Here is a 26602-nt window from a genome sequence, read left to right on the forward strand (position 1 = left end):
TTAGCGATGGGCGCTAGGTGCGGCTAGGGCACGGGCGGCGGCGACATCCGCATTGATCGCCGTTTTCAACGCCTCGAGGGAGGCGAAACGCTGCTCTTCACGCAGCTTTTGGTGGAAAACCACCGTCAAACGCCGGTCATACAGATCACCGGCAAAATCCAAAAGGTGAACTTCCAGGTGGGCCTTGCCATCACCTGCAACCGTGGGCCTGACGCCTATATTGGCGACTCCCGGCCACGATTGGCCGTCGATGTCGACGCTCACCAGGTAAACCCCGGTCAGCGGCACACGACGGCGCTTGAGCTGCACGTTGGCGGTTGGCGTGCCCAGTTGGCGCGCCAGCTTCTGGCCGTGCAATACCCGCCCGGCAATGCGGAACGGGCGACCGAGCAAACGCTCGGCCAAGGCGAAGTCGGCAGCGGCCAGGGCATTACGCACCTGGGTACTGCTCACGCGCAGGCCGTCCAGTTCGACGGTTTGCGCGGCTTCGACGGTAAAACCCTGGGTTACGCCGGCGTGCTGCAGAAAATCGAAATCGCCGACCCGATCACAGCCGAAACGGAAGTCGTCGCCGACCTCCAGGTGCTGTACGCCCAAGCCATCCACCAGGATACGGTCGACGAACTCGGCGGCGCTGAGGCTGCGCAAACGCTGGTTGAAGGCCAGGCACAGCACACGGTCCACGCCCTCCTCGGCCAACAGTTGCAGCTTGTCGCGCAAGCGGGCCAGGCGCGCTGGCGCCGTTTCCGGGGTAAAGAATTCCCGCGGCTGTGGCTCAAAAATCACCACGCAGCTGGGCACGCCCAACTCGACCGCGCGCTCGCGCAGCCGGGCCAGGATAGCCTGGTGGCCACGGTGTACACCGTCAAAGTTGCCAATAGTGGCGACGCAGCCCCGATGCTGGGGGCGCAGGTTGTGGAGACCTCGAACCAGCTGCATAACGCGCTTCTTGCTCATAAAGTGGTCGATTATAACCACACCCGGCCCCGGATCACAGGCAACAGCGCAGGGCAAAATGGATGGAATCGATAAAACACCGGTTTTATCGCGGCAAACTCGCTAACCCAGCGCCTTGCGATTGAAATCCCGCAGGCGGAAACCTTGCAGCAGCAACATCCCGAAGTACACCACCACGCCCGCCACCACCAGCACGCCCAGGCGCAAGAAACGCTCGAGCATATGGCCTTGATCCCAGGCCGGCATGAAGTGCATCAGGCCCAGCAATACCGCCGACATCATCGCCACCGCCACCAGCAGCTTGAGGGCAAACATGCCCCAGCCAGGCTGCGGCTGGAACATCTGCTGTTTGCGCAGTTGGTAAAACAGCAGGCCGGCATTGATACAGGCACCGGCGCTGATGGCCAGGGCCAGGCCGGCATGCGCCAGCGGACCGATGAACACCAGGTTGAGCAGTTGCGTGACGACCAGCGTGAAGATCGCGATCTTCACCGGCGTGCGGATGTTTTGCTGGGCGTAGAACCCCGGCGCCAGCACTTTGATCACGATAATCCCAAGCAGACCGACCGAGTAAGCGATCAGCGCGCGCTGAGTCATCAAGGCATCGTGTGCGCCGAATTGCCCGTACTGGAACAACGACACCGTCAGCGGCTCGGCGAGGATTCCCAGGGCCAGGGAGCACGGCAACACCAGCACGAAGCACAGGCGCAGGCCCCAATCGAGAATGCGCGAGTATTCATGGCGGTCCTTGCTCGCGTAAGTACGCGCCAGCGTCGGCAGCAGAATCGTGCCCAGGGCCACGCCGAGGACGCCGGACGGCAGCTCCATCAAGCGATCGGCGTAGTACATCCACGACACCGAACCGGACACCAGCAATGAGGCGAACGCGGTGTTGATGATCAGCGAAATCTGGCTGACCGAAACCCCGAGGATCGCCGGCAGCATATTGCGCATCACGCGCCAGACGCCGGTGTCCTTGAGGTTCAGGCGCGGCAACACGAGCATGCCGATCTTTTTCAGGTGCGGCAGTTGGTAGAGCAATTGCGCCAGGCCGCCGGCCAGGACGGCCCAGCCCAGGGCCATGACCGGCGGATCGAAGTAGGGAGTGAGGAACAGCGCGAAAATAATCATGCTGACGTTAAGCAGGGTCGGCACGAACGCCGGCACCGAGAAACGGTTCCAGGTATTGAGGATGGCGCCAGCCAGGGATGACAGGGAAATCAGCAATATGTAGGGGAAAGTCACCCGCAGCAGATCAGTGGTCAGTGCGAATCTTTCCGGCGTATTGGCAAAACCAGGCGCCGTGGCCCAGATCACCCACGGCGCGGCGAGCATGCCGGCCACAGTCACCAGCATCAACACCAGGGTCAGCAAGCCCGAGACATAGGCGATGAATGTGCGGGTCGCCTCCTCGCCCTGCTGCGTCTTGTATTCCGCCAGAATCGGCACGAACGCCTGGGAAAACGCGCCCTCGGCGAAGATCCGCCGCAACAGGTTGGGCAGTTTAAAGGCAATGAAGAACGCATCCGTGGCCATGCTGGCGCCGAAAATGCGAGCCAACAAGGTGTCACGCACAAACCCCAATACCCGGGAAATCATCGTGATTGAGCTGACGGCAGCCAACGATTTGAGCAGATTCATTGAAAGAGTTTGCGCCTATAGATAAAGAGCAGGCGAACTACGCGCCTACTTATGCGATACTGCGCGCCTGCAACAGCACAGCGCCAAAGCTCGCGAGTTTACAGGTCAAGCGCCGGAAATAAATCACCCGCCTCTTCAGATCGACCACTCAGCAGTTCGCATCAACCGCCCTTGACAACCCATCAACTCATCGGCATGATTCGCGGCCTATTTTGTTTGCTATTTCCTAAAAAGTCTTTCGAGGAGCTCGACGGTGGCCAACACACCTTCCGCCAAAAAACGTGCAAAACAGGCTGAGAAGCGTCGCAGCCACAACGCCAGCCTGCGTTCCATGGTTCGTACCTACATCAAGAATGTAGTTAAGGCCATTGACGCAAAAGACGCTGAAAAAGCTCAAGCTGCTTACGTTCTGGCTGTGCCAGTTATCGACCGTATGGCCGATAAAGGCATCATCCACAAGAACAAAGCTGCTCGCCATAAAGGTCGCCTGAACGGCCACATCAAGGCTCTGAACCTTGCTGCTGCAGCCTAAGCGATAAACTGCCACGCAGGTTTACCTGCGTAACAGTTAAGAAATGCCCCGTACCGAAAGGTCCGGGGCATTTTTGTTTGGGCGCCATACATCTTTATTGCACGCACAAAAAAACGCCCCGAACCAGTCGGGGCGTTTTTGCTACCACCTGATCAAAACATCGATCAATGGTGATGACCGCCTTCACCGTGGACGTGGCCGTGAGCGACTTCTTCCTGGGAAGCGTCGCGGATGGCAACGATCTTCACTTGGAAGTTCAGGCGCTGGCCTGCCAGAGGGTGGTTACCGTCGACAGTGACGTCGTCGCCGTCCAGATCACGGATGGTGACGATCTGCATTTGGCCGTCTGGCGCGGAAGCGTGGAACTGCATGCCCACTTCCAGTTCGTCGACACCTTCGAACATGCTGCGGCTCAGGGTGCTGACCAGTTCGGCGGAGTATTCGCCGTAAGCATTTTCAGGCTCTACGACAACGGTCAGTTCATCACCGACGCTCTTGCCGACCAGGGCGTTTTCCAGGCCCGGGATAATGTTGCCTGCGCCTTGCAGGTAGACCAGCGGCGCGCCGCCGGCTGAGCTGTCGATGACCTCACCAGCGTCGTTGGTCAGGGTATAGTCGATGGAGACAGCCTTGTTAGCGGCGATCGTCATGGGGCGAGACCTTTTGCATAAGAATGAAGAACGGACAAGTCTAAACAAGGATTTGCCCGAAAGCGAACAGAACCCGGACGGACGGGACCAATCAACGGCCGTCGTCATCATCGGATTCCACCAGGACGACGACCGGCACTGGGTTGCCGAGCTGTCCTGCGGCCACACCCAGCACCTGCGCCACCAGCCGCCCTGGCAATCGCGCGCCTGGGTGCTCGACCCCGCACGCCGCCTGGAAAAAATAGGCCAGCCCTTTGCCTGCAGCTGGTGTGCGCAGGAGCGCGAATAACGATAACCTTGGCGCCTGATTCCCGGTAGGCACTCAACCATAGAGCGCCACCGAAGCCATGCACCTCCAGAGAATTCGCATGCAGACTTTTTTTATCGCGCCCACCGATTTTGGTGTGGGTCTGACCTCTATCAGCCTTGGGCTGGTCCGCACCCTTGAACGTGCCGGGTTGAAAGTCGGCTTCTTCAAACCGATTGCCCAGCCGCACCCCGGCGACACCGGCCCCGAACGCTCCACCGAGCTGGTCGCGCGCACCCACGGCCTCAAACCGCCGCAGCCCCTGGGCCTGGCCCATGTCGAGCGGATGCTCGGCGACGGCCAGCTCGACGAGTTGCTCGAAGAAATCATCACGCTGTATCAGCAGGCCGCCGTGGGCAAGGACGTGCTGATCGTCGAAGGCATGGTGCCGACCCGCAGCGCCAGCTATGCGGCGCGGGTCAACCTGCACCTGGCCAAGAGCCTGGACGCGGAAGTGATCCTGGTCTCGGCGCCGGAAAACGAAGTGCTCACCGAACTCTCCGGCCGCGTGGAGCTGCAGGCCCAACTGTTCGGCGGCCCGAAGGACCCGAAAGTGCTCGGCGTGATCCTCAACAAGGTACGCACCGATGAAAGCATGGAGGCCTTCTCGGCGCGCCTCAAGGAGCATTCGCCGTTGCTGCGCAGCGGGGATTTCCGCCTGCTCGGCTGCATTCCTTTCCAGCCCGAACTCAACGCGCCGCGCACCCGTGACGTCGCCGACCTGATGAGCGCGCAGATCCTCAACGCCGGGGATTACGAAACCCGGCGCATGACCAAGATCATCATCTGCGCCCGCACCATGCGCAACACCGTGGAACTGCTCAAGCCGGGCGTGCTGGTGGTGACACCGGGTGACCGCGACGACATCATCCTCGCCGTCAGCCTGGCGGCGATCAACGGCGTGCCCCTGGCCGGCCTGCTGCTGACCAGCGACACCCTGCCCGACCCGCGCATCATGGACCTCTGCCGAGGCGCGTTCCAGGCCGGGCTGCCGGTGCTGTCGGTGAGTACCGGTTCCTACGAGACCGCGAACCTGCTCAACAACCTGAACAAGGAAATTCCCATCGATGACCGTGAGCGGGCCGAGATCATCACCGATTTCGTCGCCAGCCACCTCGATGCGCGCTGGCTGCACCAACGCTGCGGCACGCCACGGGAGATGCGCCTGTCGCCGGCAGTGTTCCGCTACCAGTTGATCCAACGCGCCCAGGCCGCCAACAAGCGCATTGTCCTGCCCGAAGGCAGCGAGCCGTTGACCGTGCAAGCCGCCGCGATCTGCCAGGCCCGTGGCATTGCCCGCTGCGTGTTGCTGGCCAAGCCGGCGGATGTGGAAGCGGTCGCCCGCGCCCAGGGCATCGAATTGCCCGAAGGCCTGGAGATTCTCGACCCGGACCTGATCCGCGAGCGTTATGTCGAACCGATGGTCGCGTTGCGCAAAAGCAAAAGCCTCAACGCGCCGATGGCCGAACAGCAACTCGAAGACACCGTGGTGATCGCGACCATGATGCTCGCCCTGGATGAAGTCGACGGCCTGGTCTCCGGCGTTATCCACTCCACCGCGAACACCATCCGCCCGGCCCTGCAACTGATCAAGACCGCGCCGGGCTGCACCCTGGTGTCGTCGGTGTTCTTCATGCTGTTCCCCGAACAGGTGCTGGTGTACGGCGACTGTGTGATGAACCCGCACCCGAGCGCCGTCGAACTGGCGGAAATCGCCCTGCAGAGCGCCGATTCGGCGGCCGCGTTCGGTATCACCCCGCGGGTGGCGATGATCAGCTATTCCAGCGGTGAGTCGGCCAGCGGCGAAGAGGTGGAAAAGGTCCGCGAAGCCACCCTGCTCGCCCATGAACAGCAAAGTTCGCTGCTGATCGACGGCCCGTTGCAATACGATGCCGCCGCCAACGAAACCGTCGCCCGGCAACTGGCGCCCAACAGCCTGGTGGCGGGCAAGGCCACGGTCTTCGTGTTCCCCGACCTGAACACCGGCAACACCACCCACAAGGCGGTACAACGCAGCGCCGATTGCGTCAGCCTCGGGCCGATGCTCCAGGGCCTGCGCAAACCGGTGAACGACCTGCCGCGCGGCGCCCAGGTCGACGACATTGTGTACACCATCGCCCTGACCGCGATTCAAGCCGCCAACCGACCTATGGATATCTAAATGCTGGATTTTCTACCTGCCGCCGTGCGCGGGGTAATCGCGTCGTTGCTGCTGGCGCTGAACACGATCCTGCTGTGTTCGTTCCTGTTCATCGTCGCACTGTTCAAGGCCCTGCCGTTCGCCAAACGTTTCAGCGAATGGCTGATGAACCACACCCATGAAGCCTGGATCAGCAACAACAAGGCGTGGATGAACCTGGTACGGCGCACCCGCTGGCACCTCAAAGGCCTGGAAGGGCTGGACTACCAGCACTCTTATCTGGTGACCAGCAACCACCAGAGCTGGGTCGACATCATGGTCCTGCAATACGTGCTCAATCGCCGGATTCGCCCGCTGAAGTTCTTTCTCAAGCAGGAACTGATCTGGGTGCCGGTGATTGGCCTGGCCTGGTGGGCGTTGGGCTTTCCGTTCATGAAGCGCTACTCCAAGGCCTACCTGGAAAAACACCCGGAGAAGAAAGGCAAGGACCTGGAAACCACCCGCAAGACCTGCGCGAAGTTTCGCGCCAACCCTGTGGGCATTTTCAACTTTGCCGAAGGCACGCGGTTTACCGTCGGCAAGCATGCGCAGCAGAAGTCGCCGTTTCGCTACCTGCTCAAGCCCAAGGCTGGCGGTATCGCGTTTGTGCTGGATGCCATGGGTGAGCAGCTCAAGTCATTGGTCAATGTGACCATCCACTACCCCGCCGGGCGCCCAGGCTACTGGGACTTGTTGTGTGGGAATGTGCAGGACGTGGTGGTGCAGTTCGAAGAGGTGCAGATTCCGGCCGAGTTCATTGGCAAGAATTATGAGCAGGATAGCGAGTATCGGCTGGCGTTCCAGGCCTGGATCAACCGGTTGTGGGAAGACAAGGACGCGCTGCTGAAACAGTTGCACACCGACTACCCAGGCCGCCACTGATCAAAAGGTGGGAGGGGGGCTTGCCCCCGATAGCGGTGGTTCAGTCACCCGATGCTCTGACTGACACTCTGCAATCGGGGGCAAGCCCCCTCCCACATTCAACCGAGCCCGACCTTGAGGATGTGAAAAAGCCCGCCACCGATCACTCGGTGGCGGGCTTTTTGTAGCAGCGCGGTTTAGATCGCGCCGCGCTGACGCAACAGCTCCAGCACTTGCTTGACGCTGTCTTCCAGCGACAGGGCCTGGGTGTCGATCACCAGATCGGCATTCAACGGCACGTCGTAGGGGAAGGACTCGCCAGGGATGTTATCCCCACCGGCCGCGTACAAGCCTTGTGGATCGCGCTCGGCGCACACCAGCGGCGAAGCCTGCACGTAGACCGTCAGCAAGCGGTCGGCACCGATCAGTGCCTTGGCCTGTTCACGCCCTTCGGCATCCGGTGCAACGAACGCGGCCAGGGTCAGCAGGCCGGCTTCGTTGAACTGGCGTGCGACGTGAGCCGCACGACGCCAGTTCTCGGTACGCCCGACGCGATCCTGCGGCAAGCCTTTGTTCAGGTCGTGGCGCAGGTTCTGGCCATCCAGCACAAACACCGCGCGGCCCATGTCGAACAACTTGCGCTCAACCGCATAGGCCAGGGTGCTTTTGCCGGCGCCCGACAAGCCGCTGAACAACACGGTGGCCGGCTGCTGACCGAAGCGCTGGGCGCGCTCTTCGGTGGCCACATGGGCCAACTTGCCGTGCTGCGCGGCGCTGCCGTGGCTGACCGGCGGCGCGATGATCATGCCCGCGGCCACGGTGCCATTGGTCAAGCGGTCGATGACGATGAACGCGCCGGTGGTGCGGTTGCTCGCGTAACCGTCCAGGGCGATGGCGGCGTCGAGGCTGACCTTGACCCGGCCGATTTCGTTCAACTGCAGCGAACTCGCCGGGCCTTCGGCCAGGGTGTTCACGTCCACGCGATGCACGATGCTGGTGATGGAACCCGGCACGTAGCTGGTGGCGCGCTTGATGTCGTATTTCTTGCCCGGCAGCATCGGCTCTTCGGCCATCCACACCAGCATGGCGTCGAAGGCGTCGGTCACTTGCGGCACGTTGTCGGCATGCACCAGCAGGTCGCCACGGGAGATGTCGATCTCGTCTTCCATGGTCAGGGTCACGGCCTGGCCGGGACCGGCGTGTTCCAGTTCACCGTCGAAGGTGACGATGGATTTGACGCGGCTGCTCTTGCCCGACGGCAGCACCACGACTTCGTCGCCCTTGTGGACGATGCCGCTGGCCAGGGTGCCGGCGAAACCGCGGAAGTTCAGGTTCGGACGGTTGACGTACTGCACCGGGAAACGCAGGTCGGTGTAGTTGCGGTCGTTGGCGATCTCGACGGTCTCGAGGATCTCCATCAGCGACTGGCCGGTGTACCACGGCGAACGCTCGCTCTTGTTCACCACGTTGTCGCCCTTGAGCGCCGACATCGGCACGAACGCCATGGTGCTCGGTTTGAAGGCGATACCGTCGGCGAACTTCAGGTAGTCGGCCTTGATCTGCTCGAATACGCCTTCGTCGAAACCGTTGAGGTCCATCTTGTTGATGGCGACCACGATGTGCTTGATGCCCAGCAACGAGGCAATGAAGCTGTGGCGACGGGTCTGGGTCTGCACGCCGTAGCGCGCGTCGACCAGGATGATCGCCAGGTCACAGGTGGACGCACCGGTGGCCATGTTGCGGGTGTACTGCTCATGGCCGGGGGTGTCGGCAATGATGAATTTACGCTTGGCGGTGGAGAAGTAGCGGTAGGCGACATCGATGGTGATGCCCTGCTCGCGCTCGGCCTGCAGGCCGTCGACCAGCAGAGCCAGGTCGATGTCGTCACCGGTGGTGCCGACCTTCTTCGAATCGCGGGTGATGGCTTCCAGGTGATCTTCGTAGATCATCTTGGAGTCGTGCAGCAGGCGCCCGATCAGGGTGCTCTTGCCGTCGTCGACGTTGCCGCAGGTCAGGAAGCGCAACATTTCCTTGCGCTCGTGCTGGCCCAGGTAGGCGAGGATGTCCTCGCTGATCAAATCAGATTGATGCGACATGACAACCCCTTAGAAATAGCCTTGACGTTTTTTATCTTCCATCGAGCCGGCACCATCGTGGTCGATGACCCGGCCCTGGCGCTCGGAAGTTCGCGTCAGGAGCATTTCCTGAATGATGTCCGTCAGCGTCTCCGCTTCGGACTCCACCGCGCCCGTCAACGGGTAGCAGCCAAGGGTACGGAAACGGACTTTCTTTTTGACGATGCGGGCTTTGTCTTCGTCGGACAAGTGCTCGAGGATGCGGTCGTCGTCGATCATGATCAACGTGCCGTTCTTCTCGATCACATCGCGCTCGGCGGCGAAGTACAGCGGCACGATCGGGATGCCTTCCAGGTAGATGTATTGCCAGATGTCCAGTTCGGTCCAGTTGGACAGCGGGAACACACGGATCGACTCGCCCTTGTTGACGTTGCCGTTATAGACGTTCCACAGCTCAGGGCGCTGGTTTTTCGGGTCCCAGCGGTGCTTGCTGTCGCGGAACGAGTACACGCGCTCTTTGGCACGGGATTTCTCTTCATCGCGACGGGCACCGCCGAAGGCTGCGTCGAAACCATACTTGTCCAGGGCCTGCTTGAGGCCTTCGGTCTTCATGATGTCGGTGTGCTTGGCGCTGCCGTGGGTGAACGGGTTGATGCCCTGCGCCACACCGTCCGGGTTGACGTGGGTGATCAGGTCCAGGCCCAGTTCTTCAACCATGCGGTCGCGGAACGTGTACATCTCCTGGAATTTCCACTGGGTGTCGACGTGCATCACCGGGAACGGCAGCTTGCCCGGGAAGAAGGCCTTGCGTGCCAGGTGCAGCATCACGGCGGAGTCTTTACCGATCGAGTAGAGCATCACCGGGTTGTCGAACTCGGCGGCGACCTCGCGGATGATGTGGATGCTTTCCGCCTCCAGCTGTTTCAGATGCGTCAGTTTGTCGACCATGGCTACTCACGGAAAAACGATCTTATGGACGGCCAGCGGGCCGTGTTCGAGCGAGGCATGCTAGCACAGCACCTGCTTCTATTCAGGGCGCCGACTAGATCGAAACGGTATATGGATATGCCCCGAGGTTTGGCGGCGATGGGCGGCCGAACCCTCCCAAATGTGGGAGGGTGGTGTGCGTTAGATCGGGTTGGGACAATCGATGAACAAATGCTCCAGGGCGAAACGCCGCGCCAGGTAATCGCCCAACGCCTGCACACCGTAACGCTCAGTGGCGTGATGGCCGGCGGCGATAAAGCTGATGTCGTTTTCGCGGGCGCTATGGAAGGTCTGTTCGGAGGCTTCGCCGCTCAGGTACAGGTCGACGCTGGCCGCAATCGCCTGATCGATGTAACCCTGGCCACCGCCGGTACACCAGCCGACGCGGCGGATCATCTCGCTGCCTTCGATCAGCAGCGGCTCGCGCCCCAACACGCTCTGCACGCGGTGGGCGAAGTCACGCGGCGACAGCGGCTCCGCGAGAGAGCCGACCAGCCCGACGATCTTGAGGTCGGCCGGGTCCAGCGGGCCTTCGACGGTGATGTCCAACTGCCGAGCAAGCTGTACGTTGTTGCCGACCTCGGCGTGCAGGTCCAGCGGCAGGTGGTAGGCCAGCAGGCTGATGTCGTGCTTGAGCAGGGTCTTCAGACGGCGCTGCTTCATGCCGGTGATGCACGGGTTCTCGCCCTTCCAGAAATAACCGTGGTGGACCAGCACCAGGTCGGCCTGGGCTTCGACGGCGGCGTCGAGCAATGCCTGGCTGGCGGTGACGCCGCTGACGATACGCATCACCTGCGGGCGCCCCTCGACCTGCAGGCCGTTGGGGCAGTAATCGGCAATTTTTGCGCTGCCAAGGTAGCGGTCCGCTTCCTCGACGAGGGTGCTCAAAGCAACGGCCATAAAAGACTCCTAAATATCCCGTTCCGAGGCGCTCGCAGCCTCGTATAATGCGCGACATTATGGGCGCTCCCCCGCCCCCTGCAACCTGTCAGGACTTACTTGATGCTCAAGGCACTGCGTTTTTTTGGATGGCCATTGCTGGCTGGCGTGCTGATCGCGATGATGATTATTCAGCGTTACCCCCAGTGGGTGGGCTTACCGAGCCTTGATGTGAACCTGCAACAGGCCCCTCAAACCAATACGATGGTGCAAGGCCCGGTGACCTACGCCGACGCCGTGGTCATCGCCGCCCCTGCGGTGGTCAACCTGTACACCACCAAGGTCGTCAACAAGCCGGCGCACCCGCTGTTCGAAGACCCGCAGTTCCGCCGCTATTTCGGCGACAACAGCCCCAAGCAGCGACGCATGGAATCCAGCCTGGGGTCCGGGGTGATCATGAGCCCGGAAGGCTACATCCTCACCAACAACCACGTGACCACTGGCGCCGACCAGATTGTGGTAGCCCTGCGCGACGGCCGCGAAACCCTGGCCCGCGTGGTCGGCAGCGACCCGGAAACCGACCTCGCGGTGTTGAAGATCGACCTGAAAAACCTGCCCGCGATCACCATCGGCCGCTCCGAAGGGCTGCGGGTCGGCGATGTCGCGCTGGCCATCGGCAACCCGTTCGGCGTCGGCCAGACGGTCACCATGGGCATCATCAGCGCCACCGGGCGTAACCAGTTGGGCCTCAACAGCTACGAAGACTTCATCCAGACCGACGCCGCGATCAACCCGGGCAACTCCGGCGGCGCGCTGGTGGATGCCAACGGCAACCTGACCGGCATCAACACGGCGATTTTCTCCAAGTCCGGCGGCTCCCAGGGCATCGGTTTCGCGATCCCGGTCAAGCTGGCGATGGAAGTGATGAAGTCGATCATTGAGCACGGCCAGGTGATCCGTGGCTGGCTGGGGATCGAAGTGCAGCCGCTGAGCAAGGAACTGGCCGAGTCGTTTGGCCTGACCGGGCGCCCGGGCATCGTGGTCGCCGGGATCTTCCGCGATGGCCCGGCGCAAAAGGCCGGCCTGCAACTGGGCGATGTGATCCTCAGCATCGACGGCGAACCGGCCGGTGATGGCCGCAAGTCGATGAACCAAGTGGCGCGGATCAAGCCGACCGACAAGGTCACGATCCAGGTGATGCGCAACGGTAAAGAGCTCAACCTGACGGCGGAAATCGGCCTGCGCCCACCGCCCGCGCCGGTGACGGAAGAGGAATAACCTGCGCCCTCCGGGTGCCCGTTCGCGGGCACCTGTAAGCACATATTTCAGAACCGAATCGCCGACATAATGACATGTTATATTGTTTCAATATCGCTATTGGAACGCTCTATCATGTCGCCTCGCACGTTTCCCCCCTTGGCCGGCCTGGCCTTGGGTTTGCTGCTGGACCCCGCCTGCGCCGAAGACACCCGCATTGAACTGGACGCCATCAGCGTCACCACCGACGCCTACGAATCCGCCACCGGCCCGGTCAACGGCTATCGCGCCACCCGCTCCGCCAGCGCAACCAAGACCGACACCGCGCTGCGCGACATCCCGCAATCCATCAGCGTGATTCCCGCCAACGTGCTCAAGGACCTGGGCAGCACCAACGTGGAACGCGCCCTGGAATTTGCCGGCGGCGTCTCCAAGCAGAACAACTTCGGCGGCCTCACCCTCTACGAATACAGCGTGCGCGGCTTCACTACGTCGGAGTTCTATCAGGACGGCTTCAGCGCCAACCGCGGTTACCCGAGCACGCCGGATGCCGCCAATCTCGAACGCATCGAAGTGCTCAAAGGCCCCGCCGCCAGCCTGTACGGGCGTGGCGATCCCGGCGGCACGGTGAATATCGTCACCAAGAAACCCCAGCCCGACGCGTTCACCACCCTGCAAACCAGCGCCGGCAGTTGGGACCGCTATCGCACCGCGCTGGACGTGAACACCCCGCTCGACAGCGAAGGGCAGGTGCTGACGCGGGTCAACCTGGCGGTGGAAGACAACCATAGTTTCCGCGATCACGTAGACGCCAAGCGGGTGTTCGTCGCGCCGTCCTTCAGCTGGCAACTGGCCCCCGACACGCACCTGCTGGTGGAAAGCGAATTCGTGCGCCACCGCTCCACCTTCGACCGCGGCATCGTCGCGCCGCGCGGCATGTCGCGCTCCACCTTCCTCGGCGAGCCCAACGACGGCGACATCAACAACCACAACAACCGCCTCCAGGCCACCCTCGAACATCACCTCAACGACACGTGGGCCCTGCGCCTGGCCAGCCATTACAAACAAGGCAGCCTGTGGGGCGACGCTTCGGAAAACCGCGCGCTGAACAGCGACGGCCACACCGTCAACCGCCGCTACCGCGAACGCTCCATGGGTTGGCACGACAGCATCACCCAACTGGAACTGCGCGGTCTGTTCGACATCGGTCGTTGGCAACATGAGCTGCTGATCGGCACCGAGTACGAGGATTACCGCAAGAAGGAACGCGTGACCGCCATCGCCGGTAGCCCCTACGCGATCGACATCTACAACCCGGTCTACGGCCAGCCCAAACCCGATGGCGAGCGCTCCGGCACTGACTTCTCCGAACAGGTAAAAAGCCAGGCACTGAACCTGCAAGACCAGATCATCTTCACCGAACGCCTGCGCGGCATGTTCGGCGCGCGCTTCGAGCACTTCGAGCAACACACCGACGACTTCACCCGCGATCACGCCAAGAGCCGCCAGACCCACGACGCCCTGACCCAGCGCGCCGGCCTGCTCTATCAGCTCACACCTGAAGTCGGGGTGTTCGCCAACGCCTCGACCTCATTCAAGCCGAACAACGGCCTGGACGCTGGCGGCCAATCCTTCAAGCCTGAAGAGGGCGTGGGGTATGAAGTGGGGATCAAGAGCGAGCGGTTCGACGAGCGCCTCAGCGCCACCCTCGCCGCGTTCCACATCGAGAAGGAAAACGTGCTGACCGTGGACCCGGCCACCGACACCCAACGCGCCATGGGCAAGGCACGCAGCCAAGGGTTTGACCTGCAACTGAGCGGGCAACTGAGCGAGGCGGTGCGCGTGATCGGCGCGTTCGCCTACATCGATGCCGAAGTGACCAAGGGCGATAGAGCCATCCCCACCGGCAGCCGCATTCTCGGCGTGGCCAAGCGCAGCGGCAGCCTGTTGGGCGTGTATGAATTCCAGGACGGCACGTTGCGCGGTTCAGACGTGGGCGCGGCGTTCACCTATGTCGGTGATCGCTCCGGTGAAGCCGGCGGCAGCTTCGAACTGCCCGCCTATCACACCGTGGACCTGCTGGCGCATTACAAAGCCACCGACAACGTCACCGTGGGTTTGAACCTTAACAACCTGTTTGATGAAAAGTACTACGAACGCGCCTACAGCAATTACTGGGTCAGCCCCGGTGAACCGCGCAACTTCACGGTCAGCCTGACCCTCAACCTGTAACACGGTCAAACCTGTGGGAGGGGGCTTGCCCCCGATAGCGCTACAACAGTCACCTCACCCAGTGACTGGCAAACCGCTATCGGGAGCAAGCCCCTTCCCACATTACAGTGCCACGGGGGCCCGCTCGCACAGGGTGTTAAGCGCCACCGCCCACTGCTCGCTGTCATTCAAGCACGGCACCAGCACCAACTCCTCGCCGCCCGCTGCGCGGAATTGCTCCCGGCCACGGTCGCCGATCTCTTCCAGCGTCTCGATGCAGTCGGCCACGAACGCCGGGCACATAACCAGCAGCTTTTTCACGCCTTGCTGGGCCAACGCTTCCAGGCGTGCCTCGGTGTAGGGTTCGATCCACTTCGCCCGGCCCAGGCGCGACTGGAATGCCACCGACCATTTACCGTCCGGCAGCCCCATGCGCTCGGCAAAATTGCGGGCGACGCTGAAGCACTGTGCGCGGTAACACGTGGCAAGCACCTGCGGCGAAGCGTTGCGGCAGCAATCGGAATCCTTGAAGCAATGCGCGCCGGTAGGGTCGAGCTTGGTCAGATGGCGCTCGGGCAGGCCGTGGAAACTCAGGAGCAGGTGGTCGTACTCCTGCGCCACGTAAGGCCGCACGCTCGCCGCCAGCGCATCGAGGTACTCCGGCTGATCGTAGAACGGTTGCAGTATCGAGAACTGCACCTTGAGCTTCTTGTCGCGCACCACCCGCTGGGCTTCTTCAATCACCGTGGTCACGGTGCTGTCGGCGAACTGCGGGTACAACGGCGCCAGGGTGATTTTCTGAACGCCCTGGGCGGCCAGGCGCGTCAGGGTCGTTTCAAGGGACGGCTCGCCATAACGCATCGCCAGCTCCACCGGACCCTGGGTCCACTGCGCAGTCATTTTCTGCTGCAGGCGCTGGCTGAGCACCACCAGCGGCGAGCCTTCCTCCCACCAGATCGAGGCATAGGCATGGGCCGACTGCTCGGGACGCTTGATCAGGATCAGCGACACCAGCAAGCGCCGCACCGGCCACGGCAGGTCGATCACGTAAGGGTCCATCAGGAACTGATTGAGGTAGCTGCGCACATCGGCCACCGAAGTAGACGCCGGTGACCCCAGGTTGACCAGTAACAACGCGTGATCCGTCATGCAACATCCTATCTCTAGAGGCGGCTGGACAAGTCGTCCAAGGCCGCCTTCAACTCAGTGAACTGGAAAGTGAAACCGGCCGCCAACAGGCGTTCGGGCAAAGCTTTCTGGCCGCCCAGCAACAAACCGGACAACTCGCCCAACCCCACCTTCAACACGAAGGCCGGCATGGGCATGAACGCCGGGCGGTGCAGCACCTGGCCCAACGTCTTGGCAAACTCGCGGTTACGCACCGGGTGCGGCGCGCAGGCATTATAGGGACCGCGGGCGTCGTGCTGGTGCAGAAGAAAATCTATCAGCGCGATTTGATCGTGGATATGCACCCACGGCATCCACTGCCGACCATTCCCAATCGGCCCGCCCAGTGCCAGCTTGAACGGCAGCAACAGCCGCGACAAAAAGCCGCCCTCGGCCGCCAGCACCAGCCCGGTACGCACCAGCACCACGCGAATGCCCAGGGCTTCGGCGCGCTGGGCGGTTTCTTCCCAGGCGACACACAACTGGCTGGGGAAATCGTCCTGCACCGGGCCGCTGGCTTCGGTCAGTTCGCGCTCGCCGCCGTCGCCGTACCAGCCCACGGCAGAACCGGAAATCAACACCGCCGGTTTCTCCGCCAGGCCTTCCAGCCACACCAGCAGGGTTTCGGTCAGACTGATGCGGCTGCTCCACAGCAGCGCCTTGCGTTTATGCGTCCAGGGGCGATCGGCGATTGGCGCGCCGGCCAGATTAATGACCGCGTCCACCGGGCCGATAACCTCTTGAAGGCTGGCGACACCGCGCACCGCATCGCCACATAACCGGGCGACCTGTTCAGGGCGACGGCTCCACACCGTCAGGCGATGCCCTTGCGCCAGCCAATGTTGGCAGAGTTGACGGCCGATCAGGCCGGTACCGCCGGTCAGCAAAATATGCATGGGATCTTCCTCATGTAACGTTCGCCACCGATCACTGGTCTATTTTATAAGCAGGGATCATTTGCAATCGGGCGTGACATTGATTTAAGCCTCAGCTTTAACCATAGGTCACTCCAAACGATCAGGTACGCCAAAACTTATACCAAAAAACAATATTGTACAGCTATTGGTGTCGGCGTAGTCTGTACCCAACGGTAAAACGAGGCCTCCCATGACTGTCCCCATCGCGATCATCGGCACCGGCATCGCCGGTCTCTCCGCCGCCCGAGCGTTACGAGACGCCGGGCATGTTGTACAACTCTTCGATAAAAGCCGCGGCAGTGGTGGCCGCATGTCCAGCAAGCGCAGCGACGCCGGCGCACTGGACATGGGCGCGCAGTACTTCACCGCCCGCGACCGCCGCTTCGTCAACGAAGTGCAGCGCTGGCAAGGTAATGGCTGGGCCGAGCAATGGAAGCCGCAGCTGTATAACTTCAAGTCCGGCGAACTCACGCCCTCCCCCGATGAACAGATCCGCTGGGTCGGCACGCCGCGCATGAGCGCCATCACCCGCGCCCTGCTTGACGACCTGCCGGTGCAGTTCAGCTGCCGTATCACCGAAGTGTTCCAAGGCAAACGGCACTGGAACCTGCTGGACGCCGACGGCGGCAACCATGGTCCGTTCAGCCACGTCATCATCGCCACGCCCGCCCCGCAAGCGACCGCCCTGCTGGCCGCCGCACCGAAGCTGGCAAGTGCCGCCGCCGGCGTGAAGATGGACCCGACCTGGGCCATTGCCCTGGCCTTCGACAAGCCGCTGGAAACCCCGATGGAAGGCTGCTTCGTGCAAGACAGCGCCCTCGACTGGCTGGCCCGCAACCGCAGCAAACCGGGGCGCGACACCGTCCTCGACACCTGGGTGCTGCACGCCACCAGCGCCTGGAGCAAAGAACATCTGGACCTGCCCAAAGAAGCGGTGATCGAACACCTGCACGGCGCCTTCGCCGAACTGCTGCACAGCGCCATGCCCGCGCCCTCGTTCAGCCTGGCGCACCGCTGGCTCTACGCACGACCGTCCAGCGCCCATGAATTCGGCGTGCTGGCCGACGCCGACCTGGGCTTGTACGTCTGTGGCGACTGGTGCCTGTCGGGCCGCGTGGAAGGCGCCTGGCTCAGTGGCCAGGAAGCCGCGCGACGCTTGATCGAGCACCTGTAATGAACCGCATAAACCCCGCTAAATTGCTGCTGTCGAAGTGGACAGCAGCACACCCGCGCAACAAGGAAAAACACTTCCTGGTCACCGAATTGTTTTGTGATGAAGAAGGCAACGTGCTCGACATCGAGCTGCAAGCCGTCATGACCCGACGCGGTGAGCGCCTGCCCTGGCAAACCCTGCAAAGCGCCGAGGACTGGCGAATCGGCTGGAAATAGCCCTCGCACAAATACTTGTACAAACCATTTGACTTGTACAGCATCAAACCTATGATGAGATTTAGCTGTACATGCTTTTACGCTTGTACAGGAATCTTGCAGAGGTTTGCCCATGTCCAGCACCCCGTCCTTCAAGCCGAAGATTGGCATCAGCGCCTGCCTGCTGGGCGAGAACGTCCGTTTCAACGGTGGCCACAAGCAATCGCAACTCTGCAGCGAGGTGCTCGCTGCGTACTTCGACTTTGTGCCGTTGTGCCCGGAAGTGGCGATCGGCCTGGGCATTCCCCGGGAGACCATTCGCCTGGTGGGCGATGCCGCCTCCCCTCAAGCCGTCGGCAGCGTGCATCGCGAGCTGAACGTCACCGCGCCGCTGGGTGAATACGGCGAAAAAATGGCCGCCGAGCACAGCGACCTGTGCGGCTATATCTTCATGCAGAAATCGCCGTCCTGCGGCCTGGAACGGGTCAAGGTCTACCGTGAAAACGGCGCACCGGTGGACGGCGGCGGGCGTGGCATCTATGCCCAAGCCTTTTGCGCGCGCCACCCCAACCTGCCCGTGGAAGAAGACGGCCGCCTGAATGACCCGGTGCTGCGGGAAAACTTCCTGACCCGCGTCTTCGTCTACGCCAGCTGGCAACAATTGCTCGGCGAAGGCCTGAGCCGCCATCGCCTGCTGGCCTTTCACGCGCGCTACAAATACCTGCTGATGGCCCACAGCCCGGCGCATTACAAAAGCCTCGGCAACCTGCTCGGCGGCATGGCCAAGGGCGAGGACCTCGACGCATTGGGCAGCGGCTATTTCAGCGCGCTGATGAGCGGCTTGAAAAAGTGCGCCACCCGCGGCACCCACACCAATGTGCTGCAACACATCAGCGGTTACCTCAAGCAGGCCATCAGCGCCGACGACAAACAGGAAATGCAAACCGTGATCGGCCAATACCGCCAAGGCATCGTGCCGCTGGTGGTGCCGCTGACCTTGCTCAAGCACCACTTTCGCCTCCACCCGGACCGCTACATCGCGCAGCAGGCTTACTTGCAGCCACACCCGGAAAATCTCAGCCTGCGCAATGCGATCTGAACCATGAAAAACCTCATGACCGCAGCCTTGCAAGACGAACCCGGCGAAGATATCGCCCAAGCCCTCGAGGACGGCTGGCTGCCGATTCGCGAAGTGGCGCGCCAGACCGGCGTCAACGCCGTGACCCTGCGCGCGTGGGAACGCCGCTATGGCCTGATCGTGCCGCAGCGCACGCCCAAGGGCCACCGGCTGTTCAGCCACGACCATGTGCAACGCATCCACACCATCCTCACCTGGCTCAATCGCGGCGTGCCGGTCAGCCAGGTGAAAAACCTGATCGACTCCGCGCACGTCGCTCCCGACGCCGTCGAAAACGAATGGCACACCCTGCGCCAGACCCTGGTGCAGGCCATCAGCGAACTGGCCGAACGCCGGGTCGACGATGCCTTCAACCAGGCCATGGCGCTCTACCCGCCGCGCACCCTGTGCGAACAACTGCTGCTGCCGCTGCTCCGCGAACTGGAGCAACGCTGGCAGGGCCAATTCGGCGCGCAGATGGAACGGGTGTTCTTCCTGTCCTGGTTGCGCAGCAAGTTCGGCGCGCGGATCTATCACAACAATCGCCAGTTGCACGGCGCACCGCTGCTGCTGGTGAATCATTCCGACCTGCCCCTGGCACCGCACCTGTGGCTCAGCGCCTGGCTGGCCAGCAGCGCCGACTGCCCGGTGGAAGTCTTCGACTGGCCGCTGCCGACCGGTGAACTGGCGCTGGCCGTGGAACACCTGCAACCGCGGGCGGTGCTGCTGTATTCCAGCCAGGCGCTCCATTTGTCGGCACTCGCAAAACTTCTGGGCGGCATCGCTTGCCCAAAGTTGATCGTCGGACCAACGGTATGCATCCACCAGGCCGAGCTGACGGCATTAGCTGGCGACACCCCTGAATTGTTCGTCGCCGAAGACCCATTGTCGGCTCACCAGATACTGATCCAGCATGGACTCGTTTAAATGCACTTGATCTGGCTGCGCACCGACCTGCGCCTGCATGACAACACCGCCCTGACCGCCGCGAGCCAGCGCGGCCCGGTGGCGGCCGTGTACCTGATCACCCCGCAGCAATGGCTGGCCCACGATGATGCGCCGTGCAAAGTCGACTTCTGGCTGCGCAACCTGCAGCACTTGAGCCAGGCCCTCGGCGCGCTGAATGTTCCCTTGCTGATCCGCCGCGCCGCGACCTGGGACCAGGCGCCCGCCGTACTCGGCCAGCTGTGCCGTGAGCTATCGGTCGAGTCGGTCCACGTCAACGAGGAATACGGCATCCACGAAAGCCGTCGCGATGCGGCGGTGGCCAAGGCTTTGGAAGCCGACGGCGTGAGCTTCCACCGTTACCTGGACCAATTGTTTTTCCAGCCCGGCAGCGTGCTGACCAAGACCGGCACCTACTTCCAGGTGTTCAGCCAGTTCCGCAAAGTCTGCTACGCCCGCCTGCACAGCGCCCTGCCGCGCCGGGTGGCCACGCCCAAGGCTCAAGCGGCCCTCGCGCTGACCAGCGACCCGGTGCCGCAACAGGTCGACGGTTTCGAAACGCCGAGCGAAACGCTGCGCGCCCTCTGGCCCGCCGGTGAAGACGAAGCGCGCCGCCGCCTCGACGCATTCGCCGCGCAGCAGATCAGCTATTACAAGGATGAGCGCGACTTCCCGGCCAAGCCCGGCACCAGCCAGCTGTCGGCGTACCTCGCAGCGGGCGTGGTTTCGCCGCGCCAGTGCCTGCATGCCGCGCTGCAGCGCAACCAGGGCGAGTTCGAAAGCGGCGATATCGGCACGATCACCTGGGTCAACGAACTGCTCTGGCGTGAGTTCTACAAGCACATCCTGGTGGGCTACCCGCGGGTGTCCCGTCACCGCGCCTTCCGCCCCGAAACCGAGGCGGTGGCTTGGCGCGACGCGCCCAACGACCTCGCCGCCTGGCAGCAGGCGCGCACCGGTTTGCCGATCATCGACGCGGCCATGCGCCAACTGCTGGAAACCGGCTGGATGCACAACCGCCTGCGCATGGTGGTGGCGATGTTCCTGACCAAGAACCTGCTGATCGACTGGCGCGAAGGCGAGCGCTTTTTCATGCGCCACCTGATCGACGGCGACCTGGCAGCCAACAATGGCGGCTGGCAGTGGAGCGCCTCCACCGGCACCGATTCGGCGCCGTATTTCCGGATTTTCAGCCCGCTGAGCCAGTCGCAGAAATTCGACCGCGACGGCGTATTCATCAAGCACTGGCTGCCGCAACTGGCGACGCTGAATAAAAACGACGTACACGACCCGCAGGCCGCTGGCGGCCTGTTCGGCGTGGCCGACTACCCGCGCTCGATCGTCGACCTGAAACACTCCCGCGAACGTGCATTGGCGGCATTCCGCAGCCTGCCGTCGCGCCAGGCCGTCGGAGCCGAACATGAGTGACTTCCTGCGCCGCTTCGCCCAGGCCTTCGCCACTCTGGACAAGCACAACCTGCACCTGCTCGACAGCCTGTACAGCAAGGACATCGTCTTCACCGACCCGCTGCACGAGGTCCACGGGCTCACGCCGCTGCACCACTACTTCGCGCAGTTGTACGGTAATGTCAGCCAGTTGCGCTTCGACTTCCACGGCTTCGACCAGGTGGCCGAAGGCGAAGGTTACCTGCGCTGGAAAATGAGCTTTTGCCACCCGCGCCTGGCCAAGGGCAAGGTGATCCGAGTGGAAGGCTGCTCGCACCTGATGTGGCGCGACAAGGTGTACCGCCATCGGGATTATTTCGATGCCGGCGCAATGCTTTACGAACACTTGCCGGTGTTCGGCCGTGTGATCAGTTGGCTGAAAAGGAGAGTCGGATGAACCTCACACCGCCCCGTCGTTATTGGCTGACCGGCGCCAGCAGTGGCATCGGCGCCTCCCTCGCCGTAGAGCTGCTCAACAGCGGCGCCCACGTGGCCCTCAGCTCGCGCTCCAAAGGCCCGCTGCAAGCGCTCGCCCAACGCTTTCCCGGCCAAGTGCTGGTCGTGGCGGGCGACTTGACCAACAGCCAGACCGTGCGCGAAATCGGCGAACACATCGCCCAGGTCTGGGGGTCGCTGGACACCGTGATCCTCAATGCCGGCACCTGTGAATATGTCGATGCCAAGCAATTCGACGCGTCGATCGTCGAACACGTGGTACGCACCAACCTGCTCGCCAGCAGTTATTGCATCGAAGCCGCACTGCCACTGTTGCGCGCCGGGCGCGCGCCGCATCTGGTGGGCGTGGCCAGCGCCGTGACCTATCTGCCGATGCCGCGCGCCGAAGCCTATGGCGCGTCCAAGGCCGGTTTGCGCTACCTGTTCGAATCCCTGCGCATCAGCCTGTCGCCGGAAAACATTGACGTCACCGTGATCAGCCCGGGCTTTGTCGACACCCCGCTGACCGAGCGCAATGACTTCCCGATGCCCCTGGCCTGGTCTGCCGACAAGGCGGCCCGGCATATCTTCGCCAAGCTGGACAAACGCCCACTGGAAATCGCCTTCCCGGCGATGTTCATCGCCACCCTGTGGCCGTTGTCGAAACTGCCGAATCGCGCGCAACTGATCATCGGCAAACGCATGCTGCGCAGCCCGCCGCCAAAAAAGGACGACCTGTGAAGATCGCGATTATCGGCAGCGGCATTGCCGGGCTGACCAGCGCCTACCTGCTCAGCCGTCGCCACGACATCACCCTGTTCGAAGCGGGCGATCGCATCGGCGGGCATACCCACACGGTCAACGTCACCGTCGAGGGTAAAAGCTATGCGGTGGACACCGGCTTTATCGTATTCAACGACTGGACCTACCCCAACTTCATCCGCCTGCTGGGTCAGGTCGGCGTGAAGTTCAAACCCACCGAGATGAGCTTTTCGGTGTGCGACCGCCGCAGCGGGTTCGAGTACAACGGCAATAACCTCAACAGCCTGTTTGCGCAGCGGCGCAATCTGTTGTCGCCGGGGTTCTGGGGCATGTTGCGCGATATTCTGCGCTTCAACCGCGAGGCGCCGGCGGACCTGCAAGCGCAACGCATCAGTGCCGACATGACCCTGGGTGACTACCTCGACGCCGGCGGCTACGGCCCGCGATTCATCCGGCATTACATCGTGCCGATGGGCGCTGCGATCTGGTCGATGTCCCTGGCGGACATGCTCGGTTTCCCCTTGCAGTTCTTTGTGCGCTTCTTCAAGAACCACGGCTTGCTGTCGGTGAGCAACCGCCCGCAATGGTGCGTGATCGAGGGCGGCTCAAGCCGCTACATCGAACCGCTGACCCGCGGCTTTCGTGAACGGATTCGCCTCGATTGCCCCGTGCATCGGGTCGAGCGCGATGCACAGGGCGTGACGATCCACAGCGCCGCGGGCACCGAAACCTTCGACAAAGTGGTGTTCGCCTGCCACAGCGACCAGGTGCTGGCCGTGCTGGGCGAGCCGAGCAGTGCCGAGCAGCAGATCCTCGGCGCTCTGCCCTACGCCGACAACGACGTGGTGCTGCACACCGACACGCGCCTGCTGCCAGACCGCAAACTGGCCTGGGCCAGCTGGAATTACCGGCTCAGCGGCAATGCGCAGAGCCAGGCGGCGGTGACCTATGACATGAACATCCTGCAAGGCATCGACAGCGCCACGACCTTTTGCGTCAGCCTCAACCAGACATCGATGATCAACCCGCTGAAGATCCTCGCCCGCTACACCTATGCCCACCCGCAATACAGCCTGGCGGCCGTGGCTGCGCAAGCGCGTTGGGAAGAGTTGAGCGGTGCGCAGCATACGTATTATTGCGGCGCCTATTGGGCCAACGGCTTCCACGAAGACGGCGTGATCAGCGCCTTGCGCGTGGCCCAGGCGTTTGGAGAAGCCCTGTGAACAGCGCCTTGTACAGCGGCTGGATCGCCCATCGCCGGTTTGCGCCCAAGGCCCACGCCTTTCGCTACCGCATCGGCTTGCTGTACCTGGACTTGAGCGAACAGGACGCAGTGCTCGGGCTGTCGCCCCTGGCCGGCGCAGGTCGCCTGGCCGCCTTCGGCTTTCGCCAGCAGGATTACCTGCGTGAACTCACCCGCCACGGCATGAGCCTGAGCGATGCCGTGCGCCAGCACGTCGGCAAGGCGCTGGGGCGTACACCCCAGGGCGCTATCTGCCTACTGACTCAGGCCCGCAGTTGGGGCCTGGCGTTTAACCCGGTGAGTTTCTTCTACTGCTTCGAGGCCGACGGACAGTTGGCCGCGATCCTGTGTGAAGTGACCAACACCCCATGGCGCGAGCGCTATCACTACGTGCTGCCGGCCCTGGCGCTGGGCGCCGACGAGCATCAGCACTTCGCCGTGGCCAAGGCGTTTCATGTATCGCCGTTCCTGCCGCCCGACCTGGAATACCGCATGAGCTTCAGCCCGCCCGCCGCCAGGCTTGGGGTCCACATGGCCGACTGGCAGGGCGATCGGAAAATCTTCGACGCCACCTTGAGCCTGCAGCGCGAAGCCCTCAGCCGTGCCAGCCTGCACCGCTATCTGTGGCGCTTTCCGTGGATGACCGCCAAGACCTGCCTGGCGATCTATTGGCAGGCCCTGCGCCTGTTGCTCAAACGCACACCGATTTTTCCCCATCAGGCCGCCGATGGCGCCTCTCGCACCGCCGTCGGGTACACCAAGGATCGCCGCCATGAAATCCCCTAGCTTATCGGTCAAGGCCAACCGCCTGAACGTCAACGGCGTGACCACCGCACTGCTGCGCAAGGCCGTGCTGCGGCAACTCAGCCAATTGCGCCACGGCCAACTGGTGCTGATCGAAGACGGCGAACGCCAAGTGTTCGGCGCCCGCGAAGCGCATCTGCTGGGCGAGATCCAGATCCTCGATTCGGCGGTGTGGGGCCTGGTGGCGGCCAACGGCTCGATCGGTGCGGGCGAAGCGTTTATCCACGGTTATTGGAGCAGCCCGGACCTGACCGCCGTGGTGCGTGTGATGGTCAGCAACCTGGAGGTGCTCGACGCGCTGGAGGGCGGCCTGGCCAAGCTGGCGCGGCCGTTCACCCAAGGCTTGCATTGGCTCAACCGCAATACGCGCAAGGGTTCGCAGAAGAACATCGCCGCCCACTATGACCTGGGCAACGACCTGTTCGAAGAATTCCTCGACCCGACCATGATGTATTCGGCGGCGCAGTTCCTGAGCGCCGAAGACACCCTGGAACAGGCGCAACTGAACAAGCTGGAACGCATCTGCCAGAAACTCGCGCTTAAACCTACCGACCATCTGCTGGAGATCGGCACCGGCTGGGGCAGCATGGCGTTGTACGCGGCGCGGCACTATGGCTGCAAAGTCACCACCACGACCTTGTCCAGGGAACAGTTTGTCTACACCCAGCAACGCATCGCTGCCATGGGGCTGCAAGACCAGGTGACGCTGCTGTTGCAGGACTACCGCGACCTGAGCGGCCAATACGACAAGCTGGTGTCCATCGAAATGATCGAAGCGGTGGGCCATCGCTTCCTGCCGACCTACTTCAAACAGTGCGCGCGCCTGCTCAAGAGCGATGGGCTGATGCTGCTGCAAGCCATCACCATCCGTGAGCAACGCTTTGAACAGGCCAAGAACAGCGTCGACTTCATCCAGCGCTATATCTTCCCCGGCGGCGCCTTGCCCTGTGTGCAGAACATGCTGCAGATCATCAGCCGCGACACCGACATGAACCTGCTGCACATGGAAGATTTCGGCCTGCATTACGCGCGAACCCTGCGCTTGTGGCATGAGAACTTTCGCCGTGCCCACGGCCGCCTCATGGAATTGGGCTACGACGAATACTTCCTGCGGTTGTGGGAGTTTTACCTGTGCTACTGCGAAGGCGGCTTTATGGAGCGCACCATCGGCACCGCGCAGTTGCTGCTGGCCAAGCCGGCAGCCATCAACCCGCCGTTGCTTGGGCGTTTCAGTGCTTAACCAATGCGCCGGGTACGCTAACGTCTGTCAGCCCTTTCACACCTGTGTCACCCGCTTGCCTTACACTGCGTGCCTATGACCAACATCCCCCACACCCAAATCACCACCCCCGCCGTCACCTGCTCGACGTGCGCGGCCTGCTGCTGCCAGCTGGAAGTCATGCTGATCACCGACACGGGCGTGCCCGAGCGCTATATCGACACCGACGATTGGGGCGGCGAAGTCATGCTGCGCCTGGACGACGGCTGGTGCGCAGCGCTGGACCGGGACACGATGATGTGTACGATTTATACGCGTCGGCCGCTGATCTGCCGGGAATTCGAGATGGGCGCGCCGGAATGCCTGACCGAACGCGAAGGGATTGCGACCGTTTACCGCTGATCTCAAGCCGACAAATATCTCAATGTGGGAGGGGGCTTGCCCCCTCCCACAGGGTTTTGCAGGGTTCTGAAATTACAGCGGCATCGTGTAGTGCAACGAGTAGTTTTCGATGCCACCGAACGCGAAGGGATTCGCGACCGCTTACCGCTGATCTCAGACCGACGAATATCTCAATGTGGGAGGGGGCTTGCCCCCGATAGCAGTGGGTCAGTTGGCAAATTCTGCGACTGACACTGCGCTA

Annotated in this window: 25 protein-coding genes; 17 read left to right on the forward strand and 8 right to left on the reverse strand. The window is 62.5% G+C overall.

What is annotated here, in order from left to right; translation table 11 throughout:
* Entirely contained in the window at positions 1 to 939 is a 939-nt protein-coding gene (gene ribF, locus AC07W0_RS02850; protein ID WP_017845491.1) for a bifunctional riboflavin kinase/FAD synthetase, read from the reverse strand.
* A gap of 120 nt (positions 940 to 1059) precedes the next feature.
* Positions 1060 to 2598, reverse strand: coding sequence for a murein biosynthesis integral membrane protein MurJ (gene murJ, locus AC07W0_RS02855; RefSeq protein WP_017845492.1), 1539 nt, complete (start codon positions 2596 to 2598; stop codon positions 1060 to 1062).
* 253 nt (positions 2599 to 2851) lie between these two features.
* Here murJ and rpsT point away from each other — a divergent pair, with 253 nt between their 5' ends.
* The gene (rpsT, locus tag AC07W0_RS02860) at positions 2852 to 3130 is read left to right on the forward strand and encodes a 30S ribosomal protein S20 (protein WP_003215870.1); all 279 of its coding nucleotides are present in this window, start codon (positions 2852 to 2854) and stop codon (positions 3128 to 3130) included.
* A 164-nt stretch (positions 3131 to 3294) separates the two neighbouring features.
* Here rpsT and AC07W0_RS02865 read toward each other — a convergent pair whose 3' ends face one another.
* Complete coding sequence (locus AC07W0_RS02865; RefSeq protein WP_017845493.1) at positions 3295 to 3780, reverse strand: FKBP-type peptidyl-prolyl cis-trans isomerase; 486 nt, start codon at positions 3778 to 3780, stop codon at positions 3295 to 3297.
* Here AC07W0_RS02865 and AC07W0_RS02870 point away from each other — a divergent pair.
* From AC07W0_RS02870 to yihG, 3 genes are all read left to right on the forward strand, one after another.
* Entirely contained in the window at positions 3779 to 4069 is a 291-nt protein-coding gene (locus AC07W0_RS02870) for a DUF3565 domain-containing protein (RefSeq protein WP_102617162.1), read from the forward strand. The genes AC07W0_RS02865 and AC07W0_RS02870 overlap by 2 nt on opposite strands.
* Before the next feature lie 79 nt (positions 4070 to 4148).
* Positions 4149 to 6248: a phosphate acetyltransferase gene (gene pta, locus AC07W0_RS02875; protein WP_017845495.1), complete on the forward strand. Its 2100-nt coding sequence runs from the start codon at positions 4149 to 4151 to the stop codon at positions 6246 to 6248.
* The gene (gene yihG, locus AC07W0_RS02880; RefSeq protein WP_046384745.1) at positions 6249 to 7148 is read left to right on the forward strand and encodes a 1-acylglycerol-3-phosphate O-acyltransferase, YihG family; all 900 of its coding nucleotides are present in this window, start codon (positions 6249 to 6251) and stop codon (positions 7146 to 7148) included.
* Positions 7149 to 7324: 176 nt separating this feature from the next.
* On the opposite strand, the gene cysN is transcribed toward yihG, so the two are convergent.
* The 3 genes from cysN to AC07W0_RS02895 form a co-directional block, all read right to left on the reverse strand.
* The gene (gene cysN / locus AC07W0_RS02885; RefSeq protein WP_046488067.1) at positions 7325 to 9223 is read right to left on the reverse strand and encodes a sulfate adenylyltransferase subunit CysN; all 1899 of its coding nucleotides are present in this window, start codon (positions 9221 to 9223) and stop codon (positions 7325 to 7327) included.
* 9 nt (positions 9224 to 9232) lie between these two features.
* Positions 9233 to 10150 carry a sulfate adenylyltransferase subunit CysD gene (cysD, locus tag AC07W0_RS02890; protein ID WP_010565604.1) on the reverse strand — a complete coding sequence of 306 codons (918 nt, stop codon included), beginning with the start codon at positions 10148 to 10150 and terminating at the stop codon, positions 9233 to 9235.
* A gap of 180 nt (positions 10151 to 10330) precedes the next feature.
* A complete protein-coding gene (locus tag AC07W0_RS02895) occupies positions 10331 to 11089 on the reverse strand; it encodes a Nif3-like dinuclear metal center hexameric protein (RefSeq protein ID WP_102617163.1) in 759 nt (252 codons plus the stop codon).
* A 102-nt stretch (positions 11090 to 11191) separates the two neighbouring features.
* On the opposite strand from AC07W0_RS02895, the gene algW reads away from it, so the two are divergent.
* Together algW and AC07W0_RS02905 are read left to right on the forward strand one after the other, a co-directional pair.
* The gene (gene algW, locus AC07W0_RS02900) at positions 11192 to 12346 is read left to right on the forward strand and encodes a Do family serine endopeptidase AlgW (RefSeq protein WP_017845499.1); all 1155 of its coding nucleotides are present in this window, start codon (positions 11192 to 11194) and stop codon (positions 12344 to 12346) included.
* Between the two features lie 114 nt (positions 12347 to 12460).
* Positions 12461 to 14557 (forward strand): TonB-dependent siderophore receptor, encoded by a 2097-nt coding sequence (locus AC07W0_RS02905; protein WP_102617164.1) that lies wholly within the window; start codon positions 12461 to 12463, stop codon positions 14555 to 14557.
* Positions 14558 to 14659: 102 nt separating this feature from the next.
* Here the strand turns inward: AC07W0_RS02905 and hemH are convergent, their stop codons facing one another.
* Together hemH and AC07W0_RS02915 are read right to left on the reverse strand one after the other, a co-directional pair.
* Positions 14660 to 15685, reverse strand: a complete 1026-nt coding sequence (hemH, locus tag AC07W0_RS02910; RefSeq protein ID WP_102617165.1) for a ferrochelatase — start codon at positions 15683 to 15685, stop codon at positions 14660 to 14662.
* 14 nt (positions 15686 to 15699) lie between these two features.
* Entirely contained in the window at positions 15700 to 16599 is a 900-nt protein-coding gene (locus AC07W0_RS02915) for a TIGR01777 family oxidoreductase (protein WP_046384748.1), read from the reverse strand.
* 211 nt (positions 16600 to 16810) lie between these two features.
* Here AC07W0_RS02915 and AC07W0_RS02920 point away from each other — a divergent pair, with 211 nt between their 5' ends.
* The 11 genes from AC07W0_RS02920 (at position 16811) to AC07W0_RS02970 (ending at position 26361) form a co-directional block, all read left to right on the forward strand.
* Positions 16811 to 17794, forward strand: a complete 984-nt coding sequence (locus AC07W0_RS02920) for an NAD(P)/FAD-dependent oxidoreductase (protein ID WP_017845503.1) — start codon at positions 16811 to 16813, stop codon at positions 17792 to 17794.
* Positions 17794 to 18009: a TIGR02450 family Trp-rich protein gene (locus AC07W0_RS02925; protein ID WP_017845504.1), complete on the forward strand. Its 216-nt coding sequence runs from the start codon at positions 17794 to 17796 to the stop codon at positions 18007 to 18009. The genes AC07W0_RS02920 and AC07W0_RS02925 overlap by 1 nt, the downstream gene beginning before the upstream one ends.
* 112 nt (positions 18010 to 18121) lie before the next feature.
* Positions 18122 to 19087: a YbgA family protein gene (locus tag AC07W0_RS02930; RefSeq protein ID WP_017845505.1), complete on the forward strand. Its 966-nt coding sequence runs from the start codon at positions 18122 to 18124 to the stop codon at positions 19085 to 19087.
* 15 nt (positions 19088 to 19102) lie between these two features.
* Positions 19103 to 20032 (forward strand): MerR family transcriptional regulator, encoded by a 930-nt coding sequence (locus AC07W0_RS02935; protein ID WP_017845506.1) that lies wholly within the window; start codon positions 19103 to 19105, stop codon positions 20030 to 20032.
* Complete coding sequence (phrB, locus tag AC07W0_RS02940) at positions 20033 to 21478, forward strand: deoxyribodipyrimidine photo-lyase (RefSeq protein WP_017845507.1); 1446 nt, start codon at positions 20033 to 20035, stop codon at positions 21476 to 21478.
* Positions 21471 to 21893 (forward strand): nuclear transport factor 2 family protein, encoded by a 423-nt coding sequence (locus tag AC07W0_RS02945; RefSeq protein WP_017845508.1) that lies wholly within the window; start codon positions 21471 to 21473, stop codon positions 21891 to 21893. Before phrB ends, AC07W0_RS02945 begins: the two co-directional genes overlap by 8 nt.
* Positions 21890 to 22672 carry an SDR family NAD(P)-dependent oxidoreductase gene (locus AC07W0_RS02950; protein ID WP_046384752.1) on the forward strand — a complete coding sequence of 261 codons (783 nt, stop codon included), beginning with the start codon at positions 21890 to 21892 and terminating at the stop codon, positions 22670 to 22672. The genes AC07W0_RS02945 and AC07W0_RS02950 overlap by 4 nt, the downstream gene beginning before the upstream one ends.
* Positions 22669 to 23916 carry an NAD(P)/FAD-dependent oxidoreductase gene (locus tag AC07W0_RS02955; protein WP_102617166.1) on the forward strand — a complete coding sequence of 416 codons (1248 nt, stop codon included), beginning with the start codon at positions 22669 to 22671 and terminating at the stop codon, positions 23914 to 23916. Before AC07W0_RS02950 ends, AC07W0_RS02955 begins: the two co-directional genes overlap by 4 nt.
* On the forward strand, positions 23913 to 24722 hold the full coding sequence (locus AC07W0_RS02960; RefSeq protein WP_102617167.1) for a DUF1365 domain-containing protein: 810 nt from the start codon (positions 23913 to 23915) through the stop codon (positions 24720 to 24722). Before AC07W0_RS02955 ends, AC07W0_RS02960 begins: the two co-directional genes overlap by 4 nt.
* Positions 24709 to 25980 carry an SAM-dependent methyltransferase gene (locus AC07W0_RS02965; RefSeq protein ID WP_017845512.1) on the forward strand — a complete coding sequence of 424 codons (1272 nt, stop codon included), beginning with the start codon at positions 24709 to 24711 and terminating at the stop codon, positions 25978 to 25980. Before AC07W0_RS02960 ends, AC07W0_RS02965 begins: the two co-directional genes overlap by 14 nt.
* A gap of 75 nt (positions 25981 to 26055) precedes the next feature.
* Entirely contained in the window at positions 26056 to 26361 is a 306-nt protein-coding gene (locus AC07W0_RS02970; protein ID WP_102617168.1) for a YkgJ family cysteine cluster protein, read from the forward strand.
* Positions 26362 to 26602 lie beyond the last annotated feature (241 nt).

Source organism: Pseudomonas sp. GW704-F2, assembly GCF_059423025.1.